The following is a 21,527-nucleotide window of genomic DNA, read 5'->3' on the forward strand; positions in this document are numbered from 1 at the left end:
GGAGCCCAGAAACAGCGGCAGCTTCGACTGCACGCTCGCGGCGATCAGGCCGTAGGCCAGCGCCTGGTTGCCGGAGATGTTGCGGTACAGGCCCGCGGCCAGCTTGGCCGGCTTGACCTCGTAGGACACCGAGAACGACTCGGTGGTCTCGCCGTAGTTCCAGCCCGCCTGGAAAGCGGTGATGTTGGCCTTGGCGATCTCGGGCTTCTTGGCGAACTTGGTCTCGATGAACTTGACCGTGTGCTCGGTCGGCCGGTGGTAGAGCCAGCTCAGCAACCCGAGCGCGAACATGTTCTTCGAGCGTTCGGCGTCCTTCTTGGAGATGTCCAGCTCTTCCAGCGCCTTGACCGTCAGCGAGGTCAGCGGGACGGCGTGCACGCGCCACTCGGCCAGCGACCCGTCGTCGATCGGGTTGGTGTCGTAGCCGACCTTTTGCAGGTTGCGCTTGGTGAACTCGTCGGTGTTGGCGATGATGTCGGCGCCGCGGGGCAGATCGGCCAGGTTGGCCTTGAGCGCGGCGGGGTTCATCGCGACCAGCACGTTCGGCGCGTCGCCTGGGGTGAGGATGTCGTGGTCGGCGAAGTGCAGCTGGAAGCTGGAGACGCCGGGCAGGGTTCCTGCGGGGGCGCGGATCTCGGCGGGGAAGTTGGGGAAGGTGCTCAGGTCGTTGCCGAACTCGGCGGTGCCGGCGGTGAAGCGGTCGCCGGTGAGCTGCATGCCGTCGCCGGAGTCGCCGGCGAAACGGATGATCACGCGATCGAGTTGCTGGACTTGCTTGGACACAGCTCAGTCCTCCTCGACGCGCCGGGGCGCTGTCGGTCGCTGTGGCGCGTTCTCTATAACCATGCTAGATCCTCGGGAGGTCACACGTTTCCCCACTGCCCAAAGTGGGTAATCGCAGTCGATTTCAGGATGCTTCAGGAATCGCCGAGAGCGTGACACAGCCCAGAGGCTAGCCTGCACAGGTCCACGTGCAGCCGGGCGAAGAGGACGGTAGGGGTCACGAGCGCCAACTATACGTCCCCCTATCTCGTGGCTCGGTCGAGGGGTCCCGCCGTGTAAAGGCGTCCCGCACGCATCTCACTACTGCCGTACAACTCAGGAACGGTCACGAGGGCGTAACCCTTCCCTTGCAGTGCTTTGAGGATGGCCGGAACCGCGTCGACGGTGGACCGATGGATGTCGTGCATCAATATGATCGCCCCTGGACGGGCTCCACCGACAGCTTTCTGTGCGACCTCTGTCGGGTCCCTGTACTGCCCATCCTGCGTGTCGACGCTCCAGTTCACCAAGGCCAGTCCCATTCTCTGAGACACGGTCTGCACCTCCTTGCCGATCGCCCCGTACGGCGGGCGGACCAGCGTCGGGCGCTCGCCGGTCGCGGCGGCGAGCGTGTCCTGGGTGCGGGTCAGGGAATCGGCGACGCGACTGGACGACAGCTTCGACAGGTCGCGGTGCGACCAGCTGTGATTGGCGACCACATGGCCCTCGCGCACCATGCGCCGCACCACCTGGGGGTCGGCGGCGACGTTGAGGCCGACGGTGAAGAAGGTGGCCCTGGCGTGGGCGCGGGCGAGCTGGTCGAGCAGTTCGGGGGTGTAGGGGCCGGGGCCGTCGTCGAAGGTCAGCGCCACGCACTTGGCGATTGAGCAGTCGGTGGTGCTGGTGCCGGTGCCGGTCGCCGCTGTGGCCCCCATGAGTTCCGTCGTCCCGGTGGGCTCCGTGGTCCCCGTCGTCTCCGTGGGCTTCGTGGGGGGCTCCGTGTGCTCCGTGGTCCCCGTCGTCTCCGCGGGCTCCGTCGTCTCCGTGGGCTCGGGCGACAGTGGCGGGCTCTGCCGTACCGGCTGGGCCGCTGCGTCCTGCGCCCGGCGGCCGGTGGCGGTCAGGAGCGGCCTGGCCTGCTCCTTCGGTACGGCGACCGCCACGCGCCCCTGGGAGCAGTCGGCCACCTCGCACTCGTCGAACTCCACCACCAGATCCCCATCGGGATTGAAGGTCAGCGAATCGAAGCCCACATCGTTGGGCAGCGTCGTGATGCCGCGCTCCGTGAATCGCGCCAGCACCGCTCGCCGGACGCCCTGGTCGTCCTGGACCAGGCCGCGCAGGCGCCGGTCCTTCCTGTCGAACCACAGGGTCTTGGTCGAGTCCCCCCAGTTGGCCCCGTAGAACACGCCCGTGCGCAGCCGTACCGCGATGACCGAGTCGGACACGACGGGCAGCTGCCAGTCCATGTTGATCTCGGGCTTGGCGGGGGCGGTGGTCCCCCTGGTTTCCCTTTGGAACTCCCCGACCTGCCTGCGCGCCTCCTTTTCGAGCTCTTGGTTGAACTCGGGGGTATCGGCGAAGGCGGGGTAGGAGGCGTGGATGTATCTGCCGCCGCTCTCTCCCTCGGACAGACTCCGTGTCGTCAGTCCCGGCACCGTGGCGGGGTCGACGAAGCTGATCTTCGTGGGGTCGGCCGGGACGGGGGCATCCTGGTCCGGGGAGGCGGTGGCGACGCCGCATCCTGCGAGGCAGGAGGCGGCCAGCGCGATTCCTCCGAAGAATCGGCTTTTATGCATGGATGTCACCTTAAGACGGGTTATTTGCGATTTACCCGTTCTTGGGACGACCGGGGCGGAGGCTTGATGATGCTCGCCTGCCGGGCCTTTCGCGGCTAGCATCGCGTCATGGACGGCTACTTCGGCTCCTACCTGCTGGTCGCCGTGCTGCTGGCCCTCGGGGTCGGCATCGTGGCCGTCGCCCTCACCGCCAACCGCCTGCTCCGGCCCTCCCGGCCCACGGCCGAGAAGCTGATCGCCTACGAGTGCGGCGTGGACCCGGTGGGCGAGGGGTGGGCGCAGTCGCAGATCCGGTATTACGTGTTCATCTACCTGTACGTCGTGTTCGCGGTGGACGCGGTCTTCCTGTTCCCCTGGGCGACCGTGTTCGCGGCGCCGGGGTTCGGGATGACGACGCTGGTGGAGATGTTCGTGTTCCTCGGGTTCATCGCACTGGGGATCGTCTACTCGTGGCGCAAACGTGTCCTCACGTGGACGTGAGGGTTGATATAACTCCGGCTCGTGTCCTTCGGATTCGCCCGTTTCGCCAGTTATGCGGCTGCCCTCGTCGTCCACCTCGTGACGCTCGCGCTCCTCGGCCTGGGCGGGTGGCTGCTGTCCCTTCTCAACGTCGTGAGCGTCCTGCTGGCCGTGGTGCCCCTGGGACTGGCCTGGGTCATGCTGCCCAGGCCCGCGCGGCTGCCCGAAGGCGTGGTGCTGGCGCGGCCGAAGGCGCCCGAGCTGTACCGGCTGGTGGACGAGGTCGCCGACGCACTCGGTGCGCCGAGGCCGCACGTCATCGTCATCGGTGAGGCCGTGAACGCGTCCTTCGGCTCGTACGGCTGGCGCAGGCGCCGCGTGCTGATGATCGGCTACCCGCACTGGCTGCTGCTGTCCCCGCAGGAACGGGTGGCGGTGCTCGGACACGAGCTCGGGCACTCGGTCAACGGCGACACCCGCCACGGACTGGTCGTCGGCGCCGCACTCAACGCCCTCGGCGAGGTGCGCGCCTCCGCGCGCTCGGGCGGCGACATGGACCTGGACTTCAGCGACGTCCTCGTCCGCGCCGTCACGTGGTTCGTCCGGGGATTCGTCGGCGCCTTCCACCGGATGCTGGAATCGGTGACCAACCGCGCGTCACAGACGGCCGAATACCGCGCCGACGAGCTCGCACTCCGCGTCGCCGGCTCGGCCGCGGCGCTCTCCTCCATGGACAAGGTCATGAGCGCCGGGCCCGCCGCCGTCTCGTTCATGTACGGCCAGGCGCACGTGGTCAGCGGAGATCTCTGGACGGTCTACCGCCAATACCTCGACACGCTCCCGGAGGACGAGCTCGAACGCCGCCGCCACCAGGCCAGGCAGGAAGTCGCCCGAGTGGACTCCACCCACCCGCCCACCCATCAGCGCCACCTCCGCATGGCCGCCCTGCCGTACGCCGAACCCCTGGTCCTGGCGCCGCCCATGGCGCAGATCGACCGGGAACTGGAGCCGGCCGCCGGCGTCATCGCGCGCACCATCGCCGACAACGCCCGCGCGGCCCTCTACTCCTAGTCGCCATCCCGCGCGACAATGGGCCGCATGGCCGATCTTCCGATGCCCACCGTGGGGCCGGTCTCGCGGCTGGCGCCCTCACCCATGCGCTTCGTCCTCAACTGGGGGCGGCGGTACTCCCTGTGGGTGTTCAACTTCGGGCTGGCCTGCTGCGCGATCGAGTTCATCGCGACCTCGATGTCGCGGCACGACTTCATCCGGTTCGGGGTGATCCCGTTCGCCAACGGGCCCCGGCAGGCGGATCTGATGATCGTGTCGGGGACGGTGACCGACAAGATGGCGCCGGCGGTCAAGCGGCTGTACGAGCAGATGCCGGATCCGAAGTACGTGATCTCGTTCGGGGCCTGCTCCAACTCCGGCGGGCCTTACTGGGACTCGTACTGCGTCACCAACGGGGTGGATCAGATCATTCCGGTGGACGTGTACGTGCCGGGCTGCCCGCCTCGGCCCGAGGCGCTGCTGCACGGGATCATGAAGCTGCAGGAGAAGATCGCGGCGGAGCGGCTGTCCGAGCGGTACGTGTGGTCGCGGTCGCACGGGGAGGAGGCATGAGCTCAGCCCCTCCCAGCGGCGGCCCCTCCGACCCCACCCCTCCGCCCCCTGACCCGCCTACCTCGGGCACCGGCACTTCTGAATCCGGCCCGCCTGCCCCCGCCGCAGACGCTCTAGGCCCGTCCACCACGGAGGGTCCAGGCGCGCCCACCGCAGACGCTCTAGGCCCGTCCACCACGGAGGGTTCGGGCGCCCCCACCGCGGACGCCTCGCGGGGCCTCCCCTCCATCCCCTTCGGCGAGCTCTCGGAGACCTTCGGCGAGCGCACCATCGACGTCGAACGCGGCGACTGGCTCCCCCTCCTCCAATCCTGCCGCGACGGCGGCTACGAGTTCTTCGACTGGCTGACCGGCGTAGACGACCCACCCGACGGCTTCTTCGTCGTCGCCCACGTCTACAACCCCAGCACCCAGGAGCGCCTCCTCCTCAGAACCTGGGTCCCCGCCTCCGACCCCCGCCTCCCCACCGCGATCGGCATCTACCGAGGCGCCAACTGGCACGAGCGCGAGACCTTCGAGATGTTCGGCGTCACGTTCGACGACCACCCGTACCTGGTCCCGCTCCTCCTCCCGGACGGCTTCGAAGGCCACCCGCTGCGCAAGGACTTCATCCTGGCCGCCCGCGTCGCCAAGCCATGGCCGGGAGCCAAGGAGCCGGGGGAGTCGGCGCCGTCCCGGCGCAAGGTGCTCCCACCGGGCGTGCCCGCCGACTGGGAGGCGCCCAGTGCTTGACATCCTGCTGCACTTCGCCGCGATCCTGCTGCTCTTCCTGCTGCTGCCGTTGATCGTCGGCCAGACCGAGCACAAGGTGATGGCGCACATGCAGTCGCGCCTGGGCCCCATGTACGCCGGCGGCTTCCACGGATGGGCCCAGCTGATCGCCGACGGCGTGAAGTTCGCCCAGAAGGAAGACATCATCCCCGCCGGAGCCGACCGGCGCGTCTTCATGATCGCCCCAGGCGTGGCGCTGGTGCCGTACCTGGTCGTCCTGATCGTCATCCCGCTCGACGACGGCTTCGTCGGCGTCGACCTCGACGTCGGCCTCTTCTTCGCCCTGGCGGTCATGGGCGTCGGCGTCCTCGGATCGATCATGGCCGGCTGGGCCTCCGCCAACAAATTCTCCGTGCTCGGCGGCATGCGCTCGGCCGCCCAGCTGATGTCCTACGAGCTGCCCCTGGTGCTCGCGGCCTCATCCGTCGCCATGGCAGCGGGCACGCTGTCGATCCCGGGCATCGTCGAGGCGTGGCAGTGGTGGTGGCTGCCGTGGCAGGCCATCGGCGCTGTCGTCTTCTTCGTCGCCGGACTCGCGGAGCTGCGGCGCCCGCCCTTCGACATGCCGATCGCCGAGTCCGAGATCATCATGGGGCCGATGACCGAGTACACCGGCATGCGGTTCGCCCTCTTCATGCTGGCGGAGTACGTCGGCATCGTGGTGCTTTCCCTGCTCACGACGGTGCTCTTCCTGGGCGGGTGGCAGGGGCCGCTGCTCCCGGGGTGGCTGTGGACGTTGGTCAAGGTGGGTGCCCTGTCGTTCGTCGTGATCTGGCTGAGGGTCAGCTATCCGCGACTGCGTGAGGACCAGTTGCAGCGGTTGGCTTGGGTGGGGTTGGTGCCGTTGGCGCTGGTCCAGCTGGCGCTGACGGGCGTGGTGAAGGTGCTGTCGCTGTAGCCCCACCGCCCTCCGCCTCATCCGGGCACCATTCGCGCCGCACCCGCTTCGACGTCGCCGCCTTTCCGCCCGCGCCCCGCGCCCCTCGCGCCCGCGTCCACCGCCCCTCGCGCCCGCGTCCACCGCCCTCGTGCGCCCGCGTCCACCGCCCTCGTGCGCCCGCGTCCACCGCCCTCGTGCGCCCGCGTCCACCGCCCTCGTGCGCCCGCGTCCACCGCCCTCTACTCCTGCCCGCCTGCCATCCCCGGCGCGCCCTCCGCCACTGCCTCCGCCACTGCGCCGCGCCACTGCGCCGCGCCGCGTCTCTCCCGCCGCGCCGCGCATCCTCGTTAGACCGACTGACCCGACCGACCCGACCGGCCCGAGCCCCAGAGGCCCCGCCTCCACTCTCCGCAGCGCCACGCGAAGGGGCCTCGATCGCCAGGAACTTTATCCCCGCTTTATCCGTCCACCAGAACAAAGGGGGCCTCTGCCGCAGAGGGGTGACTTTCCATCATTTCCATGGACGTAAAGCCGGTCGCCGGACCAACCAAGGGCTCCAAATGCCCCAAAACAGTCCTCCAGTGGGACGGCAGCGCGCTGGTCGTCACCGTCCCGGGCGATTCCGTACGGCTCCGCCCAGCCGGCCTGTGCCTCTACTCCCACACTCAGGAGTCAGGCGTGCTCAAAGGCCTGGCCCTCCTGGACGCCGACGGCATGATCATGCTCGACCTCCCCGGCGAATGGCACTACCGCCCCCTCCGGCAGCTCGCCTGGACAGCCGGAGCCACCTTCGACTCCTCCATGCCCGCCCCGATCCCCGTACGCCTGTCCGCCCGAGCCCCAGGCTGGCGTCGTTTGACGGGCCGCAAGGTGGCCCGCATCGGCCGATGGACCCGCACGCTCATCCTCGGCGCCTCGATAGCCGGGCTCTTCCTGATGGCCTACATCGTCACCGTCGGCGGCTTCCTCGCCTGGCGCGGCCTGTCCTCCTTGGGCCGTTTCCTGCTCGACCTGCTCGACTCCAAATGGGCGCTGGCACTCTTCAGCCCCGTGCTCGGCGTACTCCGCCCTGTCCGCGGCTGGTTCCACCGCCGCAAGGTGGAACGCGGCGACGTCCTGGGCTCTTACGGTGGCGTCAACCTGACGGTGGACACGGAAATGCTCCGCGTCTCGCGCGGCAAGGAGAACCTCCCGCCCCTCCGCCTGAGCCGGGGCCTGTGGTTCGTCCTCTACCGCTACGAGGACCTGACCGGCCTCTTTGTCATCGACAGCGCCAACGAAACCCGCCGCCACCTCCCGGGCTTCTGGGCCCCCGAGGACGTCAACCGCTTCGCCTTACGGCACGACCTCCCGCTCCAGGTGGTGCGGCTGACGCGGGAGGAGTATCTGGAGCGCGTGCGCTCGGCCAAGCACGCCACTTTCTAGCGGAGTGCCTCACCGATCGCCTCGCCTGGCGGAGGATCGTCTCACCGATCGCGTCCCGGTGCGCCCTTCGACTCCGCCGCGGCTATTCGTCACCGCCACTGGTCACCGCCACTCGTCACCTTCAGCTGTCGCCCGCCGCCGTCACCTGTCGTCGCCCGCCGTCGCCGGCATCCTCTGCGGCCGCCGCCTCCCCGTCACCCCGCGTCACTCCCGTGGCCACCTCCACAGCCAACCTCATGCCACTCCCACGGTCACACCCACAGCCACCATGGCCGCCGCCCGCGACGTCGCCTGACCCCCAGGCTGGCGTCGCCCGCTCCGCTGGCAGTCGCGCTCGCGACCCCTCAAACCCCGAGCCGGCGAGCGCCGCACTCACAGCCACCCCCGCTGCTCGGCCACCCGCACAGCCTCCGCCCGATTACGTGCCCCCGTCTTGGTGATCGCCGACGACAGGTAGTTCCGCACCGTCCCCTCCGTGAGAAACAACCGCGCAGCGATGTCATGCACCGTCGACCCATCCACCGCCGCCCGCAACACCTCCCCCTCCCTCTGCGTCAACGGACTCGGCCCCAGCGTCAGCGCACTCACCGCCAGCTTGGAGTCGATCACCCGCTCGCCGCCCATCACCCGCCGCACGGCCCCCGCCAGCTCGGCCACCGGCGCGTCCTTTACTACGAACCCCGCAACCCCGGCGTCCAGGGCGCGGTTGAGGTAGCCCGGCCTCCCGAAGGTCGTCACGATGATCACCCGCTCGCCCCGCAACCGTTCGGCCACCTCCAGGCCGGACAACCCCGGCATCTCGATGTCGAGCAGCACCACATCCGGCCGGTGCAGTCTCACCGCTTCGGCCACTTGATCGCCCCTGCCGACCTCGGCGACCACCTCGATGTCGTCCTCCAAGCCCAGCAACGCCGCCAAGCCGCCTCGCACCAGGACTTGATCGTCGGCGATCAGCACTCTGATCGGCGGCGCCGTGTCCCTGGCGCTTGTCTCCTCCTGGCTCATGGCGCCTCCGTTCCGGGGATCCACACTCTCAGCCGGTACCCACCCTCGGGCGGCGCGCCGACCTCGAGCCGCCCACCGGCGCTCGCCACCCGTTCCGCCAGCCCCTGCAACCCGGTTCCGGGTCCTCGCCCAGCCGGCCCTGGCCCGGTTCTCAACGGGTGTCCTGCGCCCGCGTCGTGTCCTGCGCCCAGCTTGTGCCCAGTGCCGAGTCCCTGCGTGAGCCCCAACTCGTGTCCAGTCTCCAGCCCCTGCCCGACCTCCGCTCTATCCCCCTGGCTCCCAGCCGGCCTGCGCCCGCTTCCCGCTGGGTCACCCGCCTTCCCGTTGCCATCGTCACGAATCTCGATGCCGTCCACCCACAACCGCACCCAGCACCTGCGAGCTCCCGCCCCGTGTCGCAGCACGTTGGTGGCCCCCTCCCGGACCACCCAAGCCAGCACCACCTCGGTCTCCGCCGGAATCGGCTTTTCGGCAGGCGTGACCTCCAACCGGATCCCCGCCAGCCCCAGACTCCTCGACGCCTTCTCCAGCTCCTCCGACAACGACGGCGCCCGATAGCCCGCCACCGCCTGCCGTACCTCGTCGAGCGCCTGCCGCGCCGCCCGCTCCACGTCGCCCATCTCGCAGGCGGCACGCTCGGGGTCGCTGCGGACGAGGCGGGCGGCCAGCTGGCTGCGAATGGTGATCGAGCTCAGCGTGTGGCCGAGCGTGTCGTGCAGGTCGCGGGCGAAACGTAGACGCTCGTTGTCGATGGCGAGCTGGGCCACCTCCTCGCGGGCGATGTTGAGCCGGTGGAGCAGTCCGCCCATGTGCTTCATGCTCTGCACCGCCACCGCCTGGACCACGATGATGAGCGGCACCCACCAGATCTGCCCGATCGGCTCGCCGAACGCCAGCAGCGCTCCGACCTCGACGGCGATGGTGGCCGCGAGACCGACGCCGAAGGCGAGCCCGTCGGCGGCGGTGGCGAGGGCGGTGACGACGAAGACGAACGAGACGTACGCCCAGGGCGCGCCGAGCACCGGGAGCAGGGCGAGAACGCTGCCGAGCAGGCCGATCAGCGCCCATGGGCGTGGCGTCATGCTCCCTGGGCCGAACATGCGTCGCACCATCGAGATCCAGCACGTGGCGAAGATCCCGATGCCGGCGACGACCCAGAGCACCGGGCCGAGCTCGGGTCCGGCCGAGAAGAACGACCACAGCGGCCAGGTGAGGATCAGCAGCCAGGCGCTGGACCCCGCCCGGGCGACGGAGCCGCCCCGGGAGAAGTCCAGCTCCATGACGTTGCTCATAGCGCCCGACGGTAACGCCACGCCGCGAGGGCGGCGAAGAGCAGGGTCCAGCCGGCCAGGACCAGCAGGGAGGTGCCCGTCGGCCACTGCCCGGCCAGGGCACGCCAGCCGAGCGAGCCCGCCTGGAAGGCCGGGCTGTATTCGGCCAGGGTCCGCATGCCCGACGGCATCAGTTCGACCGGCAGCCACAGTCCACCCAGCACCGACAGCAGGAAGTAGACGCCCATCATGGCCAGGCTGGCGCTCTGGCCTCTCATCGAATAGCCGAAAGCGATGCCCAGCATCGCGAAGGGGATGACACCCACCCAGATGAGCACGGCCAGCGCCGGCCAGGTGGCCGCCGGGAGCCGTACGCCGCCGAGAGTCGCACCCGCGATCAGCACCACGACGATGCTCGGCAGCACCCCGACCGCGCCGCTGACCAGCTTGGCCGTCAGATAGCCATGCGCCGGTAGCGGTGTGACGGCCAGCTGGCGTAGCCAGCCGTTGGTTCGTTCGAGAGCGATCGCGCCGCCGATGAACAGCGCTCCGCCCATCGCCCCGTAGGTCGCCATCGACACCATGTGGGAGGCCTCGAAGTCGAACGTGAGCCCCTTGGGTTGCAGCACCTTGGTGGACAGCAGGTAGAGCGCCAGAGGGAAGCCGGTGAGGAGGATCAGGTTGGCCGGGCTACGCATGCTGCGAAGCAGTTCGAGCTTGAGATACGACCGCATCAGTCGTTACCTCCCGTCAGGCTCACGAAGGCGCTCTCCAGGTCGGTGGCGGTCGTGCGCACGTCCTTGATCTCGTGGAGGTCGAGGAACAGCGCGCGAAGGGTGGCGTCGGAATCGTTCGTGCGCAGGGTCACGGCCGGGCCGTCGATGTGGACCTGTCGTACGCCAGGCAGTGACTCGAGACGCCCAGGATCGGCGTCCTTCCAGGTGAAACGCACCTCCAACCCTCCCACCAGGGCTTTGATCTGCTCCACAGGGCCATCGGCGACGATCCTGCCTTCTGACAGCAGCACCACGCGGTCGGCGTAGTCGTCGGCCTCGGTCAGGTAGTGCGTGGCGAAAACGACCGTGCTGCCCGCCTCGACTCTTTCGCGCACGTGCTGCCACAGGGACCTGCGGCTGTCGACGTCGAGTCCGACCGTCGGCTCGTCGAGGACCAGCAGTTTCGGATCCCCGGCCAGCGCCAGCGCGAACCGCACCCGCTGCCGCTGCCCGCCCGACAGCTGCCCGATCCGCTTGCCGGCCAGCTGCTCCACCCCTGCGGCCCTCATGGTCTGTACGGCAGGCAGCGGCTTGGCATACATGCCCGCCACGGCCTCGACGAGCTCCGACACCCTGACGTCTTCGAGGAGCCCCGCCTCCTGGAGGAGCACGCCCACGTGTCCTGCCTTCAGTGCCTCCACCGGCGAGCTGCCGAAGACCTTCGTCGTGCCGGTGTCGGCCGCCCGCAGGCCCAGCGCGATGGAGAGCATGGTGCTCTTGCCCGCGCCGTTGGGACCCAGCACTGCCACCGCCTCCCCTTCGCCTATGTCGAGATCGACCTGATCGAGCGCCCTGGTCTGGCCGTACTGCTTGCTGACTGATCGGAGTTCGAGTGCCTTCGTCATGCCATGAGCGTGCTTGACCTGCCCCGATGCCGTGTAGTGCCGTGTGTCAGCCGCGTGGGTGTGACGAATGTCAGGTGTGGCTCGGAAGGGTCAGTGAACGATGGCCAGCATCACGTCGGAGGCGCTCGGACGGTTCTCCGCCGATTTGTCGAGACATGCGCCCACGATCCTGCGGAGCGACGGAGGTAAAGGCGACAGATCAGGATGAACCGTGAGCACTCTGTTGAAAACCGCGGGCACGCTGTCCTCGCCGAACGCCGGTCGTCCTGTCGCCGCGAAAAGCATCGTCACCGCCCAGCTGAACACGTCGGACGCGGGCCCCACCGGCTGCCCGGACAACTGCTCGGGCGACATGTAGGGCGGTGTGCCGACCATCTTCCCCATGGTCACTGTCACCTGGTCGAGCGCTCGGGCGATGCCGAAGTCGATGACGCGCGGGCCGTCTGCGCCGATCAGGATGTTGCTTGGCTTGAAGTCACGATGCACGATCCCGGCCTTGTGGATGGCCGCGAGTGCACCGGCTGTGGATAACGCGAGTCGGGTGAGGCTGTCCGCGTCGCGCGGGCCGTACCTTTTGACCAGTTGTTCGAGCGACGGCCCTTCGATGTACTCGCTGACAATGTAGGCGTGCGGGCCGCTGATGTTGACGTCGAGCACCCGGGCTGTGGAAAACGTCGCCACGCGCTGCGCGGCCTCCACTTCGCGCAGGAACCGCTGGCGCGCCGTCTCGTTGCCGAGCTCGTGGAGCACCTTGACCGCCACGCGGGCGCCGTTGGGCGCGGCAGCTAGATAGACCGAGCCCTGCCCGCCTCGCCCCAGGGTCTGGAGCACCTGGTAGTGGCCGACGAAATGAGGGGTCATGGGCGAGGGCGGCATCGTCGGCGCACGGTGGTGGTGCGCCGGCCGGGTCGGCAGGCTGTGTACGGGCTGGCGTCGTCGCACCATGTGGGGGACGAGGATGCCGGAGTGGATCGCGCCCCCGATCCAGCTGATCATCAGGGCGATCGTGATCACTGTGGACGCGGGCTCGGGAACCAGGTCGAAATCGTCGTAGTTGGCGGTCACTGCGACGAACACGCTGATGCACAGAAGGTAGAGAAAGGCGGCCACGCCCTGGACGACGCTCCGCAGCCAGACGGCGGCGAATCCGATCGAGAACGGCGTGGCGAGGCCGCAGGTGATCACGGGCAGCGCTGCCCACGCCACCGCGGCCACCCAGGCTCCACCGCTCGGCGGACGCATCGCGTGGCTGTTCGACATGCCCGCAGAGTATCTGTCCTTCCCTGGTCAAAACGGACTGTGGAAGCAAGCTGTGGATAACCCGAGATCTCTTGTGGACTGTTGTGGAAATCGTGTGGCGGATTCACGTCGGACGCCTGTTGCGTCATGATGTTCAATCATGGCGCGGATACCGGGAGTAGGGCTGGCAAAGGGGCTGTCCATCACCCTTCGCCACATGCTGCGCAGATCGGTCACCCAGCAGTACCCCGAGGTCCAGCCCGACCTTCCGCCGCGCAGCCGCGGCGTGATCGCCCTGGTCGAGGAGAACTGCACCTCCTGCATGTTGTGCGCCCGCGAGTGCCCCGACTGGTGCATCTACATCGACTCGCACAAGGAGACCCTGCCCGCGCCAGAAGGCGGGCGACCGCGGCAGCGTAACGTGCTCGACCGGTTCGCGATCGACTTCTCGCTCTGTATGTACTGCGGGATCTGCATCGAGGTGTGCCCGTTCGATGCGCTGTTCTGGTCGCCCGAGTTCGAGTATGCCGAGGGGGATATTCGTAACCTTCTCCATGAGAAGGATCGGCTGGCTTCGTGGGTCGAGACCGTGCCGCCGCCTCCCGCGCACGAGGTGGGCGCCGAGCCGCCGAAGGAGTTGAGCGCCACTCCGCGCAGGCCCGCGGGCGGGCCCGCCGGAGGAGCGGCTCGTACGGCGGGGCGGACCGGGCCCCGGGCTGCGGACGCGGCCCGTGGAGGCGCGGAGACGGCGGCTGAAGGAGCGGCCAAGGGCTCGGCTGAGGGATCCGCGGGGACTGCCTCGCCTGAGGCGTCGCCCAGGAGGGCTGCGGCGGAGACGTCGGGCGCGAGTGGCTCCGCTGAGGCTGGCGGTGCTTCTCGCTCTGAGGCTGGCGGTGCCTCTCGCTCTGAGGCTGCGACTGGCGCAGATAGCGCCGCACCGTCCGAAGACAACGGTCAGCCGCATGCCGTACAGGAAGGTACGCCACGCGAGCGGCCGCGACGCGCGCCGACCAACGTGCGCGCGATCCGGCCCCCTGGGGCGCTGCCGAAGACGGGCGACGCGGCGCAGGCAGAGCAAGGCGAGTCATCCACAGGCGAGCAGACCTCAGAAGAGTTGTCCACAGGTTCGGGCGCGCCGCCCTCCGACCCGGCTTCGGAGGAGCAGACTTCTCGCGCGGAGCCACCAAGGCGCAGGATGGCCGACCCCCGGTCCATCCGTCCGCCAGGCGGCCTGAAGCCTGCTGAGACACGGGAGTCCGAGGAGGAATAGTCGTGACCACGCCGGTGCCCCCCTTCTTCCCGCCGACCGGACAAGAGATCGTCCTGATCCTGCTCGGCGTGGTCGCGATCGGGTCGGCGCTGCTCGTCGTCACGACCAGACAGCTCGTCCACGCCGCACTGTGGCTGGTGCTGGCCTTCGGGGCGCTGGCCGGTTGTTATCTGGTGCTGACCGCGGAGTTCGTGGCCTGGGTGCAGGTGCTCATCTATGTGGGCGCGGTGATCGTGCTCCTGCTGTTCGGCATCATGCTCACGCGGGCCCCGATCGGGCGCACAGCCGACCTCGACAGCGGCAACAAGAAGGTGGCGGTGGTCGTGGCGCTGGCCACGGCCGGGGTTCTCGTGACCGTGGTCATCGATGGTTTCCGCCACGCTTACACGCCGCTCGAACCGGGTGGTGGAGCCGCCAAGGCGCTCGGCACCAGTGTGTTCCGCAACTGGGTGCTTCCCTTCGAGGCGTTGTCCGTGTTGCTCCTGGCCGCGCTGATCGGTGCGATCGTGTTGTCGCGCACTGACATCGGGCCCAAGGGGGCCTCCTCCGAGGCGACCGCCACCGATGGCCCGACGCCGAGTGCGGGCGCGATACCGGGAGCCGCTACTCCTGGCGCGCCACCGGGTGCCGCTACTCCCGGCGCGCCGCCGGGATCGCGACCCGAGGCAACGTCCCGCCACGACACACCTCCGAACGGCGAAAGCGGAGGGAAGTAGTGCACATCGTCTACCCGGCCGTCCTGTCCGCGGTGCTCTTCTCCATCGGCGTCTACGGCGTCCTGGCCAGGAGGAACACCATCCTGGTCCTGATGTCCGTGGAGCTGATGCTCAACGCCGTCAACATCAACCTGGTCGCCTTCGACGTATGGCTCGGCGACCGGCTCCACGGTGGGCAGGTGCTCACCCTCTTCGTGATCGTCATCGCCGCCGCGGAGTTGGGCTTGGGCCTGGCCATTGTGCTGGCGCTGTTCAGGAACAGGGCGAACGTCGACATCGACCGGCTGCGCGAGCTGGCCGAGCCTGACGACGGTCCTGAAGAGGTACGGCAGGCAGACGATGGTGTGCCGGGCGGGGCGCAGCAGCCGGCGTCCGGCCATCGTCCGCTGGCAGGAGTGGAAGGCGCCCGGGAGACGGGCAACGGAGCAGCAGCGGACGAGCCGGTCAGGAGGGGTGGTGCGGGATGACGCCGAACGTGATTCTTCCGCTGGTCATCGTCCTGCCGTTCCTCGCGGCGGCCGCTGGGCTGCTCCTGTCGAGGCTCGGCACGCGAGAGACCGCTCCGGGCACAAGCGGGACCTCGGCTAGCGGGAGCGGGGCCGTGCACGGTAAGAAGGCGCCCTCGCTCAGCATGGGAGGGGCCGCGCTCGGCAGGGGCGAGGACGCGCTCGGCAGGGGCGACGACACGCTCACCAGGGGAGAGGACGCGCTCGGCGCGACGCACGGCGGTGCCGTCCACCGTGACACCCCGGCCACCGAGGGAAACCGCCGCGCCAACAACCGCGCCGCCTGGTTCGCGATCATCCCTGCGGCCGCCGCCACCATCCTCGCCCTGTGGCTGGCCTGGGAAGAAGGCCTGACCTTCCTCGGCCAGATCGAGAACGACACCCTCGCCAGAGCCGCCGACCCGATCACCTACGGCACCATCGAGACGGGCGCCATCCCCATCTCCCTCAGCCTGCAGGCCGACGGCCTTTCCGTGATCCTCGGCGTCCTGGTCACCCTGGTCGCGCTTGCCGTACAGGTCTATTCGGTCGGCTATCTCAAGGACGACGCGCGCTACCCGTCGTACAGCGCCTTCGTCAGCCTGTTCACCAGCGCGATGCTGCTCGTGGTCTACGCGGGTGACCTTCTGGTGCTGTACGTCGGCTGGGAGGTCATGGGCCTGTGCTCCTACCTCCTCATCGGCCACTGGTGGGAGGACCTGGGCAACTCCCGGGCCGCGATCAAGGCCTTCCTGGTGACGCGCCTCGGCGACGTGGGCTTCCTGTTCGGCATCTTCGTGCTGGGCGCGGCGGCCGACAGTTTCCGGATCGTCGACGTGCTCGCCAAGGTGCCCGAGATGTCCACCGGCACGCTGGTCGCGGCGACCATGTTGCTGCTGGCGGGGGTGGCGGGCAAGAGCGCGCAGGTCCCGCTGCACACCTGGCTGCCCGACGCCATGGCGGGTCCCACGCCGATCAGCGCCCTGATCCACGCGGCGACGATGGTGGCCGCGGGCATCTTCATCGTGGCCAGGCTCTTCCCGGCCTTCCTCCAGGCGCAGCCGACGCTCGACGTGCTGGCCGTCCTGGCCGCTCTCGGCATGCTGGGCTCCGCGCTCGCGGCTCTGGCGCAGGACGACCTGAAGCGGGTCCTCGCGTACTCCACGATCAGCCAGCTCGCCTTCATGGCGGCCGCGCTCGCCGCCGGATCGTCCACCGCCGCGATCTTCCACCTGATCACTCACGGGGCGTTCAAGGCGCTGCTGTTCCTGGCAGCGGGCGTGGTCATCCATCACGTGGGCGTCAACTACATGAGCCAGATGGGCGGCCTGAGACGCGAGCTTCCCGTCACTTTCGTCACGATGGGCGTGGGCTTCGCCGCACTCATCGGCCTGCCGCCCACCAGCGGATTCTTCAGCAAGGACAGCGTCCTGCTGGCCGTGGAGCAGGCCATGACGGAAGGGCGCCTGACCGATGCGGCCGCGGTGCTGCTGTACGGCTGCGCGCTGGCGACGCTGGTGGTGACCGGCGCCTACTCCACGCGGGCGTGGTTGCGCACGTTCCTCGGCCGGCCGCGAGCGGTCATCGCGTTGCCGGAACCCCCTCCCGGCACGGCTCACGTCATTGATGTGCGTGAGGCTCCTCTGTCGATGTTGCTGCCGGTCATCCTGCTGGCCGTACCAGCCATGTTGCTGGGACTGCCGGGCCTCGGGCACCTCGACGTGACCGTGGCGGTGATCAGCGTCGCGCTCGCGCTCCTGGGTGTCGGGATCGTCTACGCGGTCTGGCGCAGCGACCCGGCCGCGGATCCCGCGCGCATGCTCGGGCCCTTCCGCGTGCCATGTGAGCAGGCCTTCTACCTGGATCGGGCGTACGCCGTGCTGTTCGTGCGGCCCGTGCTGGCGATGGCGCGCCTGGTGGCCCGGACGGACTCCCGGGTGGTCGACGGCGCCGTGCGCGAGTCGGGCCGGTCCGTCGTCGGCGCGTCCGGGCTGTTGCGGCTGGCGCAGAACGGCAACGTCCAGCTGTACGTGAGCGGTGTGCTCGCCGGGGTGCTGCTGATCGCGGTGGGGGCGGTGATGTTCACATGATCGTCGTTGGCGCGTCGGCTCGGGTGGCTTCTCGAAAGGATGGGGTGATGGGCCGATGAGCTGGCTGCCTGTCGCACTGGTGGCGGTGCCGCTGCTGGGCGCGCTGGCGCTCCTGTCGCCCGCCACCTCCAGGCGCGGCCTGCTGCGCGTCTACGGCCTCGTGGTCACAGGGGCGACGCTCGTCCTGGCCGTGATCCTTGCCGTGAGCTTCGACTACGCCAACGCCGCCACACCGCAGTTCGTGATCGACCGGGAATGGGCGCCCGGCCTGGCGCTCCACTTCCACCTGGGCGTCGACGGCATCTCGCTCCCGCTGGTGGTCCTGACCGCGCTCCTGACCTTCCTGTGCTTCCTCTACCTGTGCTGGGGCGACGCCAGGCAACCAGGCCAGCTCCTGCGCCCCGAACCCGGCCGCCCCAGGGCACTGATCTTCACGCTGCTCGTCCTCGAAGTGGGGATGATCGGCACCTTCCTCGCCCTCGACCTCCTGCTCTTCTTCGTCTTCTTCGAGATCGTGCTGATCCCGATGTACTTCGTGATCGCCGTCTGGGGAGGCGCCGACCGGCGGGCGGCGGCGCTCAAGTTCATCCTCTACACCTTGCTCGGCTCCGTCGTGCTCCTGCTCGGACTGCTGCTGATCTGGGCGCAGGCCGGCACGCTCGACATGGTCGCCCTGGCCCAAGCCCAAGGCGGCGGCATGGCCAGAGGCATCCAGGTGCTGGCGTTCGTCGCGGTGGGCGTGGGATTCGCCGTGAAGACCCCGATGTGGCCGCTGCACACCTGGCTCCCCGACGCCCACACCGAGGCACCGACGGTCGGTTCCGTGCTGCTCGCGGGCGTGCTCCTCAAAATGGGCACGTACGGCATAGCGCGCATCGCCATCCCGATCCTCCCCGAGGGCGCGGCGGCCGTCGCACCCTGGCTCGGCGCGCTCGGCGTCGTCGGCATCATCTACGGAGCACTGGCCTGCCTGGCGCAACGCGACCTGAAACGCCTCATCGCCTACTCCTCGATCGGGCACATGGGCTTCGTCCTGCTCGGCCTGGCCACGCTCACACCCGCGGGCATGAACGCCGCCCTGTTCGCCAACATCGCCCACGGACTCATCACCGGCCTGCTGTTCTTCGTCGCCGGTGGCATCAAGTCCAGGTACGGCACAGCCGACATGACACAACTGGGCGGCGGCATGCTGGCCGTGCTTCCGCACCTGGGCGCCGTGCTGTCGTTCGCCTGCTTCGCTTCACTGGGGTTGCCGGGGCTGGCCGGGTTCTGGGGGGAGATGCTTGCCCTCTTCAGCGCCTTCGAACCGGCCGCCGGGCTGCCCCGGCCGCTGTTCGTGGCGTTCATGGTGATCGGAGGGCTCGGGGCGCTGCTGACGGCTGCGTACTTCCTGGTCATGCTCTCCCGAGTCACCCACGGGCTGCCGGGCCGACGGTCGGAGGCTGCGCTCGTCGGAGGAGGAGCGGGGCATGGCCCGGTCGCGGTGGCGGCCGGTGGGGCAGTCGGGACGGGGGAGGTGACGGCTTCGGCGGATCCCTCCGGGGCGGTCGCGGGTTCGGTGGACTACTCGGGGGAGGTCGCGGGTTCGGCGGATTACTCCGGAGTGGTCGCGGGTCCCGCCGGGACGCCGCTTCCCGTGGCGCCGGCGGTGCGGCACGAGGAGTTCCCTGATGAGCGGCCCATCGACTCGGTGGAGCATTCCTGGGAGGAGGACAGGTCGGAATGGGGGTACTCAGACGACTGGCTGGAGGGGGAGTCGGCCGAGGAGGCTCCTGAACCTGACGAGCCTGCCGTACCTGCCATGCCGGATCTGCGGCCTTATGAGCTGGTTGCCTGGACGCCGTTGATCGTGCTGACGATCCTGTTCGGACTGTGGCCGAAGCTGCTGTTCTCGGTGACGACGCCTGCCGTACAGGCGCTGCTGGGGGTGGGGTCATGAGAGCAGCGGAGCCAAGAGGCGGCCTCCGCGTCGCAGAAGGTCGGCGGCCGGCGAACGGGACACGGGTGACACCATGATCCAATCGATCGACTACTTCGCCATCGCGCCCCCACTGGTGCTGGCACTGGTCGCCGGGCTGGTGCTGCTCCTCGACGCCTTCCTGAAGCCAGGCCCCAAGGTCACCACGGCGCTCGGCCTCATCACGCTGGCGGGGGTGCTCGTCGCCGGTGCGTTCCTGATCGCGCAGGCTCTTCGGGGTGAGACGCTCGCGACGTTCTGCGTGCCGGGCGACCTCGCGGCTTCCGGGCCCGCGGGCAGACCGTGCTCTTTCGTGGTCGACCCGTTCACCCTGATCTTCGCCGGCCTGGTCCTGGCCGCCGCGGTGGTGGTCGTCCTGCTGTCGATGACGGAACTGTCCGGCGGGCGCATCCCGGTGGGCGAGTGGTACTTCCTGCTGCTGTGCACGCTGGTCGGAGCGGTGACCCTTCCCGCCTCGCGTGACCTGATCATGCTGGTGGTGGCGCTGGAGCTCGTCTCCCTGCCGGTCTTCGCGCTCACCGCCCTGCGCCGTTACGACGGGCGCTCCTCGGAGGCCGCGGTCAAGCTCTTCCTCGTCTCGATCGTCTCGACTGCGGTGATGCTCTTCGGCGTCTCGTTGCTGTACGGCATGAGCGGCACGGTCTACCTCACGCAGCTGGCGGTGGCGCTGGGCGGCGGTGAAGGCCAGGCGGCCATGGCCGGTGGGGGTGGAGCAGCCGCGCTGGGCGGCGGGGGCGGATCAGCTGTCCTGGGTGGCGGGGCGCAGGCGATCGCGGTGAGTGGGGGCCAGGCGTTGGCCGCCGGAGGGAGTCAGGCGATCGCAGCCAACGGAGGCCAGGTCCTCGCAGCCAGTGGGAGTCAAGGACTCGCGGCCGGTGGGAGTCAGGCGATCGCGGTCGACGGTGCCGGGTTGCTGGCCGGTGTCCCGGGTGTCGAGGTGTCGCCCTCGGTGGTGGCGGTCGGTGTGGTGCTGGTCGTGGCCGGGTTCGCGTTCAAGATCGCAGCGGTGCCGTTCCATGCCTGGGCCGCCGATGTGTACCAGGGTGCTCCGATCCCGGTCGCCGCGTTGTTGTCGGTGATCTCCAAGGCGTCCGGCTTCGCGGGGCTGATGCTGGTGCTCCTGGTGGCTCTCGGCGGGCAGGTGGGCTTGTGGGCGCCGATGGTGGCGATCATCGCGGCGCTCACGATGACCGTGGGGAACCTCCTGGCGATGCGCCAGAGGTCAGCGGTCAGGTTGCTGGCCTGGTCGTCGGTGGCGCAGTCGGGGTACATCCTGGCGCCGCTCGCCGTACAGCGGCCCGAAGCCGTTCAAGCGGCCATCGCCTATCTGGTGATTTATGCGGCTATGAACCTCGGGGCCTTCGCCGTGGTCATGATGGTGTCGCGGCATGTCGAGCGGAACGAGCTCGACGACTACCGCGGGCTGGCGTATCGGAGTCCGGCGGCGGCGTTGACGCTCGCGTTCAGTTTGATCTGCTTGGCTGGGTTGCCGCCGGGGTTGGCCGGCTTGTTCGCCAAGATCGTGGTGTTCCGGGAGATCGTGCAGGGTGGCTTGGGCTGGCTGGCGCTGGTGATGGCAGTCAACACGGTCATCGGGCTGTATTACTACGTGGTGTGGACGGCTCGGCTGTTCACGCCGGCGGCTGAGGCCGTACCTGGGCGTGGGGCGAGGGCCGGTGCGGGAGCAGACCCGGGCGGGACGCTTCCGGGGGGCGACCGTGGCTCGGCCAAGAGTGAGAGCGAGCCCGGGCGAGTAGGGACAGCTGGCAATGAGGGCGAGCCCGGGCGAGGGGGTACAGCCGGCAGCGAGGGGGAGCCAGGACGAGCGAGGGCATCCGGGAGGCTGCCTGGCGAGGATGGAGCCGTCGAGGTGAGGGTGGCCGGGGGACTGCCTCGTGACGGTGGGACCGTCGCGGTGTGGGTGGCCGCGGGCCTCGCGTTGGTGGTGGCGGTGCTGTTCTCCGTCGCGCCGCAGCTGGTGTTGGACGCCGTGACGCTGGGCGCCTTCCGCTAGAACGGCGTTCCGTACTGCGGTATGTATGCGTTCGAGTACGCGCCGGGAACGTCGGCCATGGCGTCGTCGTTGGAGAGGGAGAAGGCAGGACTCCGCCTGGGTGGCGGTAGCCGCCCCTGA

At 69.2% G+C, this 21,527-nt stretch carries 20 protein-coding genes; 12 read left to right on the plus strand and 8 right to left on the minus strand.

The window, feature by feature from the left end; translation table 11 throughout:
• The 3 genes from HNR30_RS43195 to HNR30_RS43200 form a co-directional block, all read right to left on the minus strand.
• Positions 1–783 (minus strand): 2-oxoacid:ferredoxin oxidoreductase family protein (locus HNR30_RS43195; RefSeq protein ID WP_181616034.1); only part of this gene is annotated, 783 nt, incomplete at its 3' end.
• A gap of 134 nt (positions 784–917) precedes the next feature.
• The gene (locus HNR30_RS50720) at positions 918–1,004 is read right to left on the minus strand and encodes a putative leader peptide (protein WP_376771787.1); all 87 of its coding nucleotides are present in this window, start codon (positions 1,002–1,004) and stop codon (positions 918–920) included.
• 21 nt (positions 1,005–1,025) lie between these two features.
• Positions 1,026–2,561 carry a polysaccharide deacetylase family protein gene (locus HNR30_RS43200; protein ID WP_181616035.1) on the minus strand — a complete coding sequence of 512 codons (1,536 nt, stop codon included), beginning with the start codon at positions 2,559–2,561 and terminating at the stop codon, positions 1,026–1,028.
• A gap of 108 nt (positions 2,562–2,669) precedes the next feature.
• On the opposite strand from HNR30_RS43200, the gene HNR30_RS43205 reads away from it, so the two are divergent.
• From HNR30_RS43205 to HNR30_RS43230, 6 genes are all read left to right on the plus strand, one after another.
• Positions 2,670–3,041: an NADH-quinone oxidoreductase subunit A gene (locus HNR30_RS43205; RefSeq protein ID WP_181616036.1), complete on the plus strand. Its 372-nt coding sequence runs from the start codon at positions 2,670–2,672 to the stop codon at positions 3,039–3,041.
• Between the two features lie 21 nt (positions 3,042–3,062).
• Positions 3,063–4,091, plus strand: a complete 1,029-nt coding sequence (locus HNR30_RS43210) for a M48 family metallopeptidase (protein WP_181616037.1) — start codon at positions 3,063–3,065, stop codon at positions 4,089–4,091.
• 27 nt (positions 4,092–4,118) lie between these two features.
• Entirely contained in the window at positions 4,119–4,643 is a 525-nt protein-coding gene (locus HNR30_RS43215; RefSeq protein ID WP_181616038.1) for an NADH-quinone oxidoreductase subunit B, read from the plus strand.
• A complete protein-coding gene (locus HNR30_RS43220) occupies positions 4,640–5,374 on the plus strand; it encodes an NADH-quinone oxidoreductase subunit C (protein ID WP_181616039.1) in 735 nt (244 codons plus the stop codon). Before HNR30_RS43215 ends, HNR30_RS43220 begins: the two co-directional genes overlap by 4 nt.
• Entirely contained in the window at positions 5,367–6,311 is a 945-nt protein-coding gene (gene nuoH, locus HNR30_RS43225) for an NADH-quinone oxidoreductase subunit NuoH (protein WP_181616040.1), read from the plus strand. The genes HNR30_RS43220 and nuoH overlap by 8 nt, the downstream gene beginning before the upstream one ends.
• Before the next feature lie 501 nt (positions 6,312–6,812).
• A complete protein-coding gene (locus HNR30_RS43230) occupies positions 6,813–7,718 on the plus strand; it encodes a hypothetical protein (RefSeq protein ID WP_181616041.1) in 906 nt (301 codons plus the stop codon).
• 372 nt (positions 7,719–8,090) lie between these two features.
• Here HNR30_RS43230 and HNR30_RS43235 read toward each other — a convergent pair whose 3' ends face one another.
• From HNR30_RS43235 to HNR30_RS43255, 5 genes are all read right to left on the minus strand, one after another.
• Positions 8,091–8,723: a response regulator transcription factor gene (locus HNR30_RS43235; protein WP_181616042.1), complete on the minus strand. Its 633-nt coding sequence runs from the start codon at positions 8,721–8,723 to the stop codon at positions 8,091–8,093.
• A complete protein-coding gene (locus HNR30_RS43240; RefSeq protein WP_181616043.1) occupies positions 8,720–10,015 on the minus strand; it encodes a sensor histidine kinase in 1,296 nt (431 codons plus the stop codon). Before HNR30_RS43240 ends, HNR30_RS43235 begins: the two co-directional genes overlap by 4 nt.
• On the minus strand, positions 10,012–10,728 hold the full coding sequence (locus tag HNR30_RS43245; RefSeq protein ID WP_181616044.1) for an ABC transporter permease: 717 nt from the start codon (positions 10,726–10,728) through the stop codon (positions 10,012–10,014). The genes HNR30_RS43240 and HNR30_RS43245 overlap by 4 nt, the downstream gene beginning before the upstream one ends.
• The gene (locus HNR30_RS43250) at positions 10,728–11,615 is read right to left on the minus strand and encodes an ABC transporter ATP-binding protein (protein WP_181616045.1); all 888 of its coding nucleotides are present in this window, start codon (positions 11,613–11,615) and stop codon (positions 10,728–10,730) included. The genes HNR30_RS43245 and HNR30_RS43250 overlap by 1 nt, the downstream gene beginning before the upstream one ends.
• A gap of 90 nt (positions 11,616–11,705) precedes the next feature.
• A complete protein-coding gene (locus HNR30_RS43255; protein ID WP_181616046.1) occupies positions 11,706–12,875 on the minus strand; it encodes a serine/threonine-protein kinase in 1,170 nt (389 codons plus the stop codon).
• Between the two features lie 301 nt (positions 12,876–13,176).
• Here HNR30_RS43255 and HNR30_RS48795 point away from each other — a divergent pair, with 301 nt between their 5' ends.
• The 6 genes from HNR30_RS48795 (at position 13,177) to HNR30_RS43285 (ending at position 21,407) form a co-directional block, all read left to right on the plus strand.
• A complete protein-coding gene (locus tag HNR30_RS48795) occupies positions 13,177–14,124 on the plus strand; it encodes a 4Fe-4S binding protein (RefSeq protein ID WP_246380257.1) in 948 nt (315 codons plus the stop codon).
• Positions 14,125–14,126: 2 nt separating this feature from the next.
• Positions 14,127–14,840: an NADH-quinone oxidoreductase subunit J family protein gene (locus tag HNR30_RS43265; protein ID WP_181616047.1), complete on the plus strand. Its 714-nt coding sequence runs from the start codon at positions 14,127–14,129 to the stop codon at positions 14,838–14,840.
• Positions 14,840–15,307 (plus strand): NADH-quinone oxidoreductase subunit NuoK, encoded by a 468-nt coding sequence (gene nuoK, locus HNR30_RS50785; RefSeq protein ID WP_181616048.1) that lies wholly within the window; start codon positions 14,840–14,842, stop codon positions 15,305–15,307. The genes HNR30_RS43265 and nuoK overlap by 1 nt, the downstream gene beginning before the upstream one ends.
• Positions 15,304–17,415 (plus strand): NADH-quinone oxidoreductase subunit 5 family protein, encoded by a 2,112-nt coding sequence (locus HNR30_RS43275; RefSeq protein ID WP_246380243.1) that lies wholly within the window; start codon positions 15,304–15,306, stop codon positions 17,413–17,415. The genes nuoK and HNR30_RS43275 overlap by 4 nt, the downstream gene beginning before the upstream one ends.
• A 55-nt stretch (positions 17,416–17,470) precedes the next feature.
• Positions 17,471–19,354: a complex I subunit 4 family protein gene (locus HNR30_RS43280; protein ID WP_246380244.1), complete on the plus strand. Its 1,884-nt coding sequence runs from the start codon at positions 17,471–17,473 to the stop codon at positions 19,352–19,354.
• Positions 19,355–19,427: 73 nt separating this feature from the next.
• Positions 19,428–21,407: an NADH-quinone oxidoreductase subunit N gene (locus HNR30_RS43285; protein ID WP_181616049.1), complete on the plus strand. Its 1,980-nt coding sequence runs from the start codon at positions 19,428–19,430 to the stop codon at positions 21,405–21,407.
• The last annotated feature ends 120 nt before the right edge of the window (positions 21,408–21,527 follow it).

This window comes from Nonomuraea soli, assembly GCF_013761175.1.
In the GTDB taxonomy this organism is placed as follows: domain Bacteria; phylum Actinomycetota; class Actinomycetes; order Streptosporangiales; family Streptosporangiaceae; genus Nonomuraea; species Nonomuraea soli.

Excerpts from the sequence above, each read along its gene's own strand:
- HNR30_RS43200 (WP_181616035.1), bottom strand. The coding sequence starts at position 2,561 with ATGCATAAAAGCCGATTCTTCGGAGGAATCGCGCTGGCCGCCTCCTGC.
- HNR30_RS43205 (WP_181616036.1), top strand. The coding sequence starts at position 2,670 with ATGGACGGCTACTTCGGCTCCTACCTGCTGGTCGCCGTGCTGCTGGCC.
- HNR30_RS43215 (WP_181616038.1), top strand. The coding sequence starts at position 4,119 with ATGGCCGATCTTCCGATGCCCACCGTGGGGCCGGTCTCGCGGCTGGCG.
- HNR30_RS43220 (WP_181616039.1), top strand. The coding sequence starts at position 4,640 with ATGAGCTCAGCCCCTCCCAGCGGCGGCCCCTCCGACCCCACCCCTCCG.
- HNR30_RS43230 (WP_181616041.1), top strand. The coding sequence starts at position 6,813 with ATGGACGTAAAGCCGGTCGCCGGACCAACCAAGGGCTCCAAATGCCCC.
- HNR30_RS43235 (WP_181616042.1), bottom strand. The coding sequence starts at position 8,723 with ATGAGCCAGGAGGAGACAAGCGCCAGGGACACGGCGCCGCCGATCAGA.
- HNR30_RS43240 (WP_181616043.1), bottom strand. The coding sequence starts at position 10,015 with ATGAGCAACGTCATGGAGCTGGACTTCTCCCGGGGCGGCTCCGTCGCC.
- HNR30_RS43245 (WP_181616044.1), bottom strand. The coding sequence starts at position 10,728 with ATGCGGTCGTATCTCAAGCTCGAACTGCTTCGCAGCATGCGTAGCCCG.
- HNR30_RS43250 (WP_181616045.1), bottom strand. The coding sequence starts at position 11,615 with ATGACGAAGGCACTCGAACTCCGATCAGTCAGCAAGCAGTACGGCCAG.
- HNR30_RS43255 (WP_181616046.1), bottom strand. The coding sequence starts at position 12,875 with ATGTCGAACAGCCACGCGATGCGTCCGCCGAGCGGTGGAGCCTGGGTG.
- HNR30_RS48795 (WP_246380257.1), top strand. The coding sequence starts at position 13,177 with ATGTTGTGCGCCCGCGAGTGCCCCGACTGGTGCATCTACATCGACTCG.
- HNR30_RS43275 (WP_246380243.1), top strand. The coding sequence starts at position 15,304 with ATGACGCCGAACGTGATTCTTCCGCTGGTCATCGTCCTGCCGTTCCTC.
- HNR30_RS43280 (WP_246380244.1), top strand. The coding sequence starts at position 17,471 with ATGAGCTGGCTGCCTGTCGCACTGGTGGCGGTGCCGCTGCTGGGCGCG.
- HNR30_RS43285 (WP_181616049.1), top strand. The coding sequence starts at position 19,428 with ATGATCCAATCGATCGACTACTTCGCCATCGCGCCCCCACTGGTGCTG.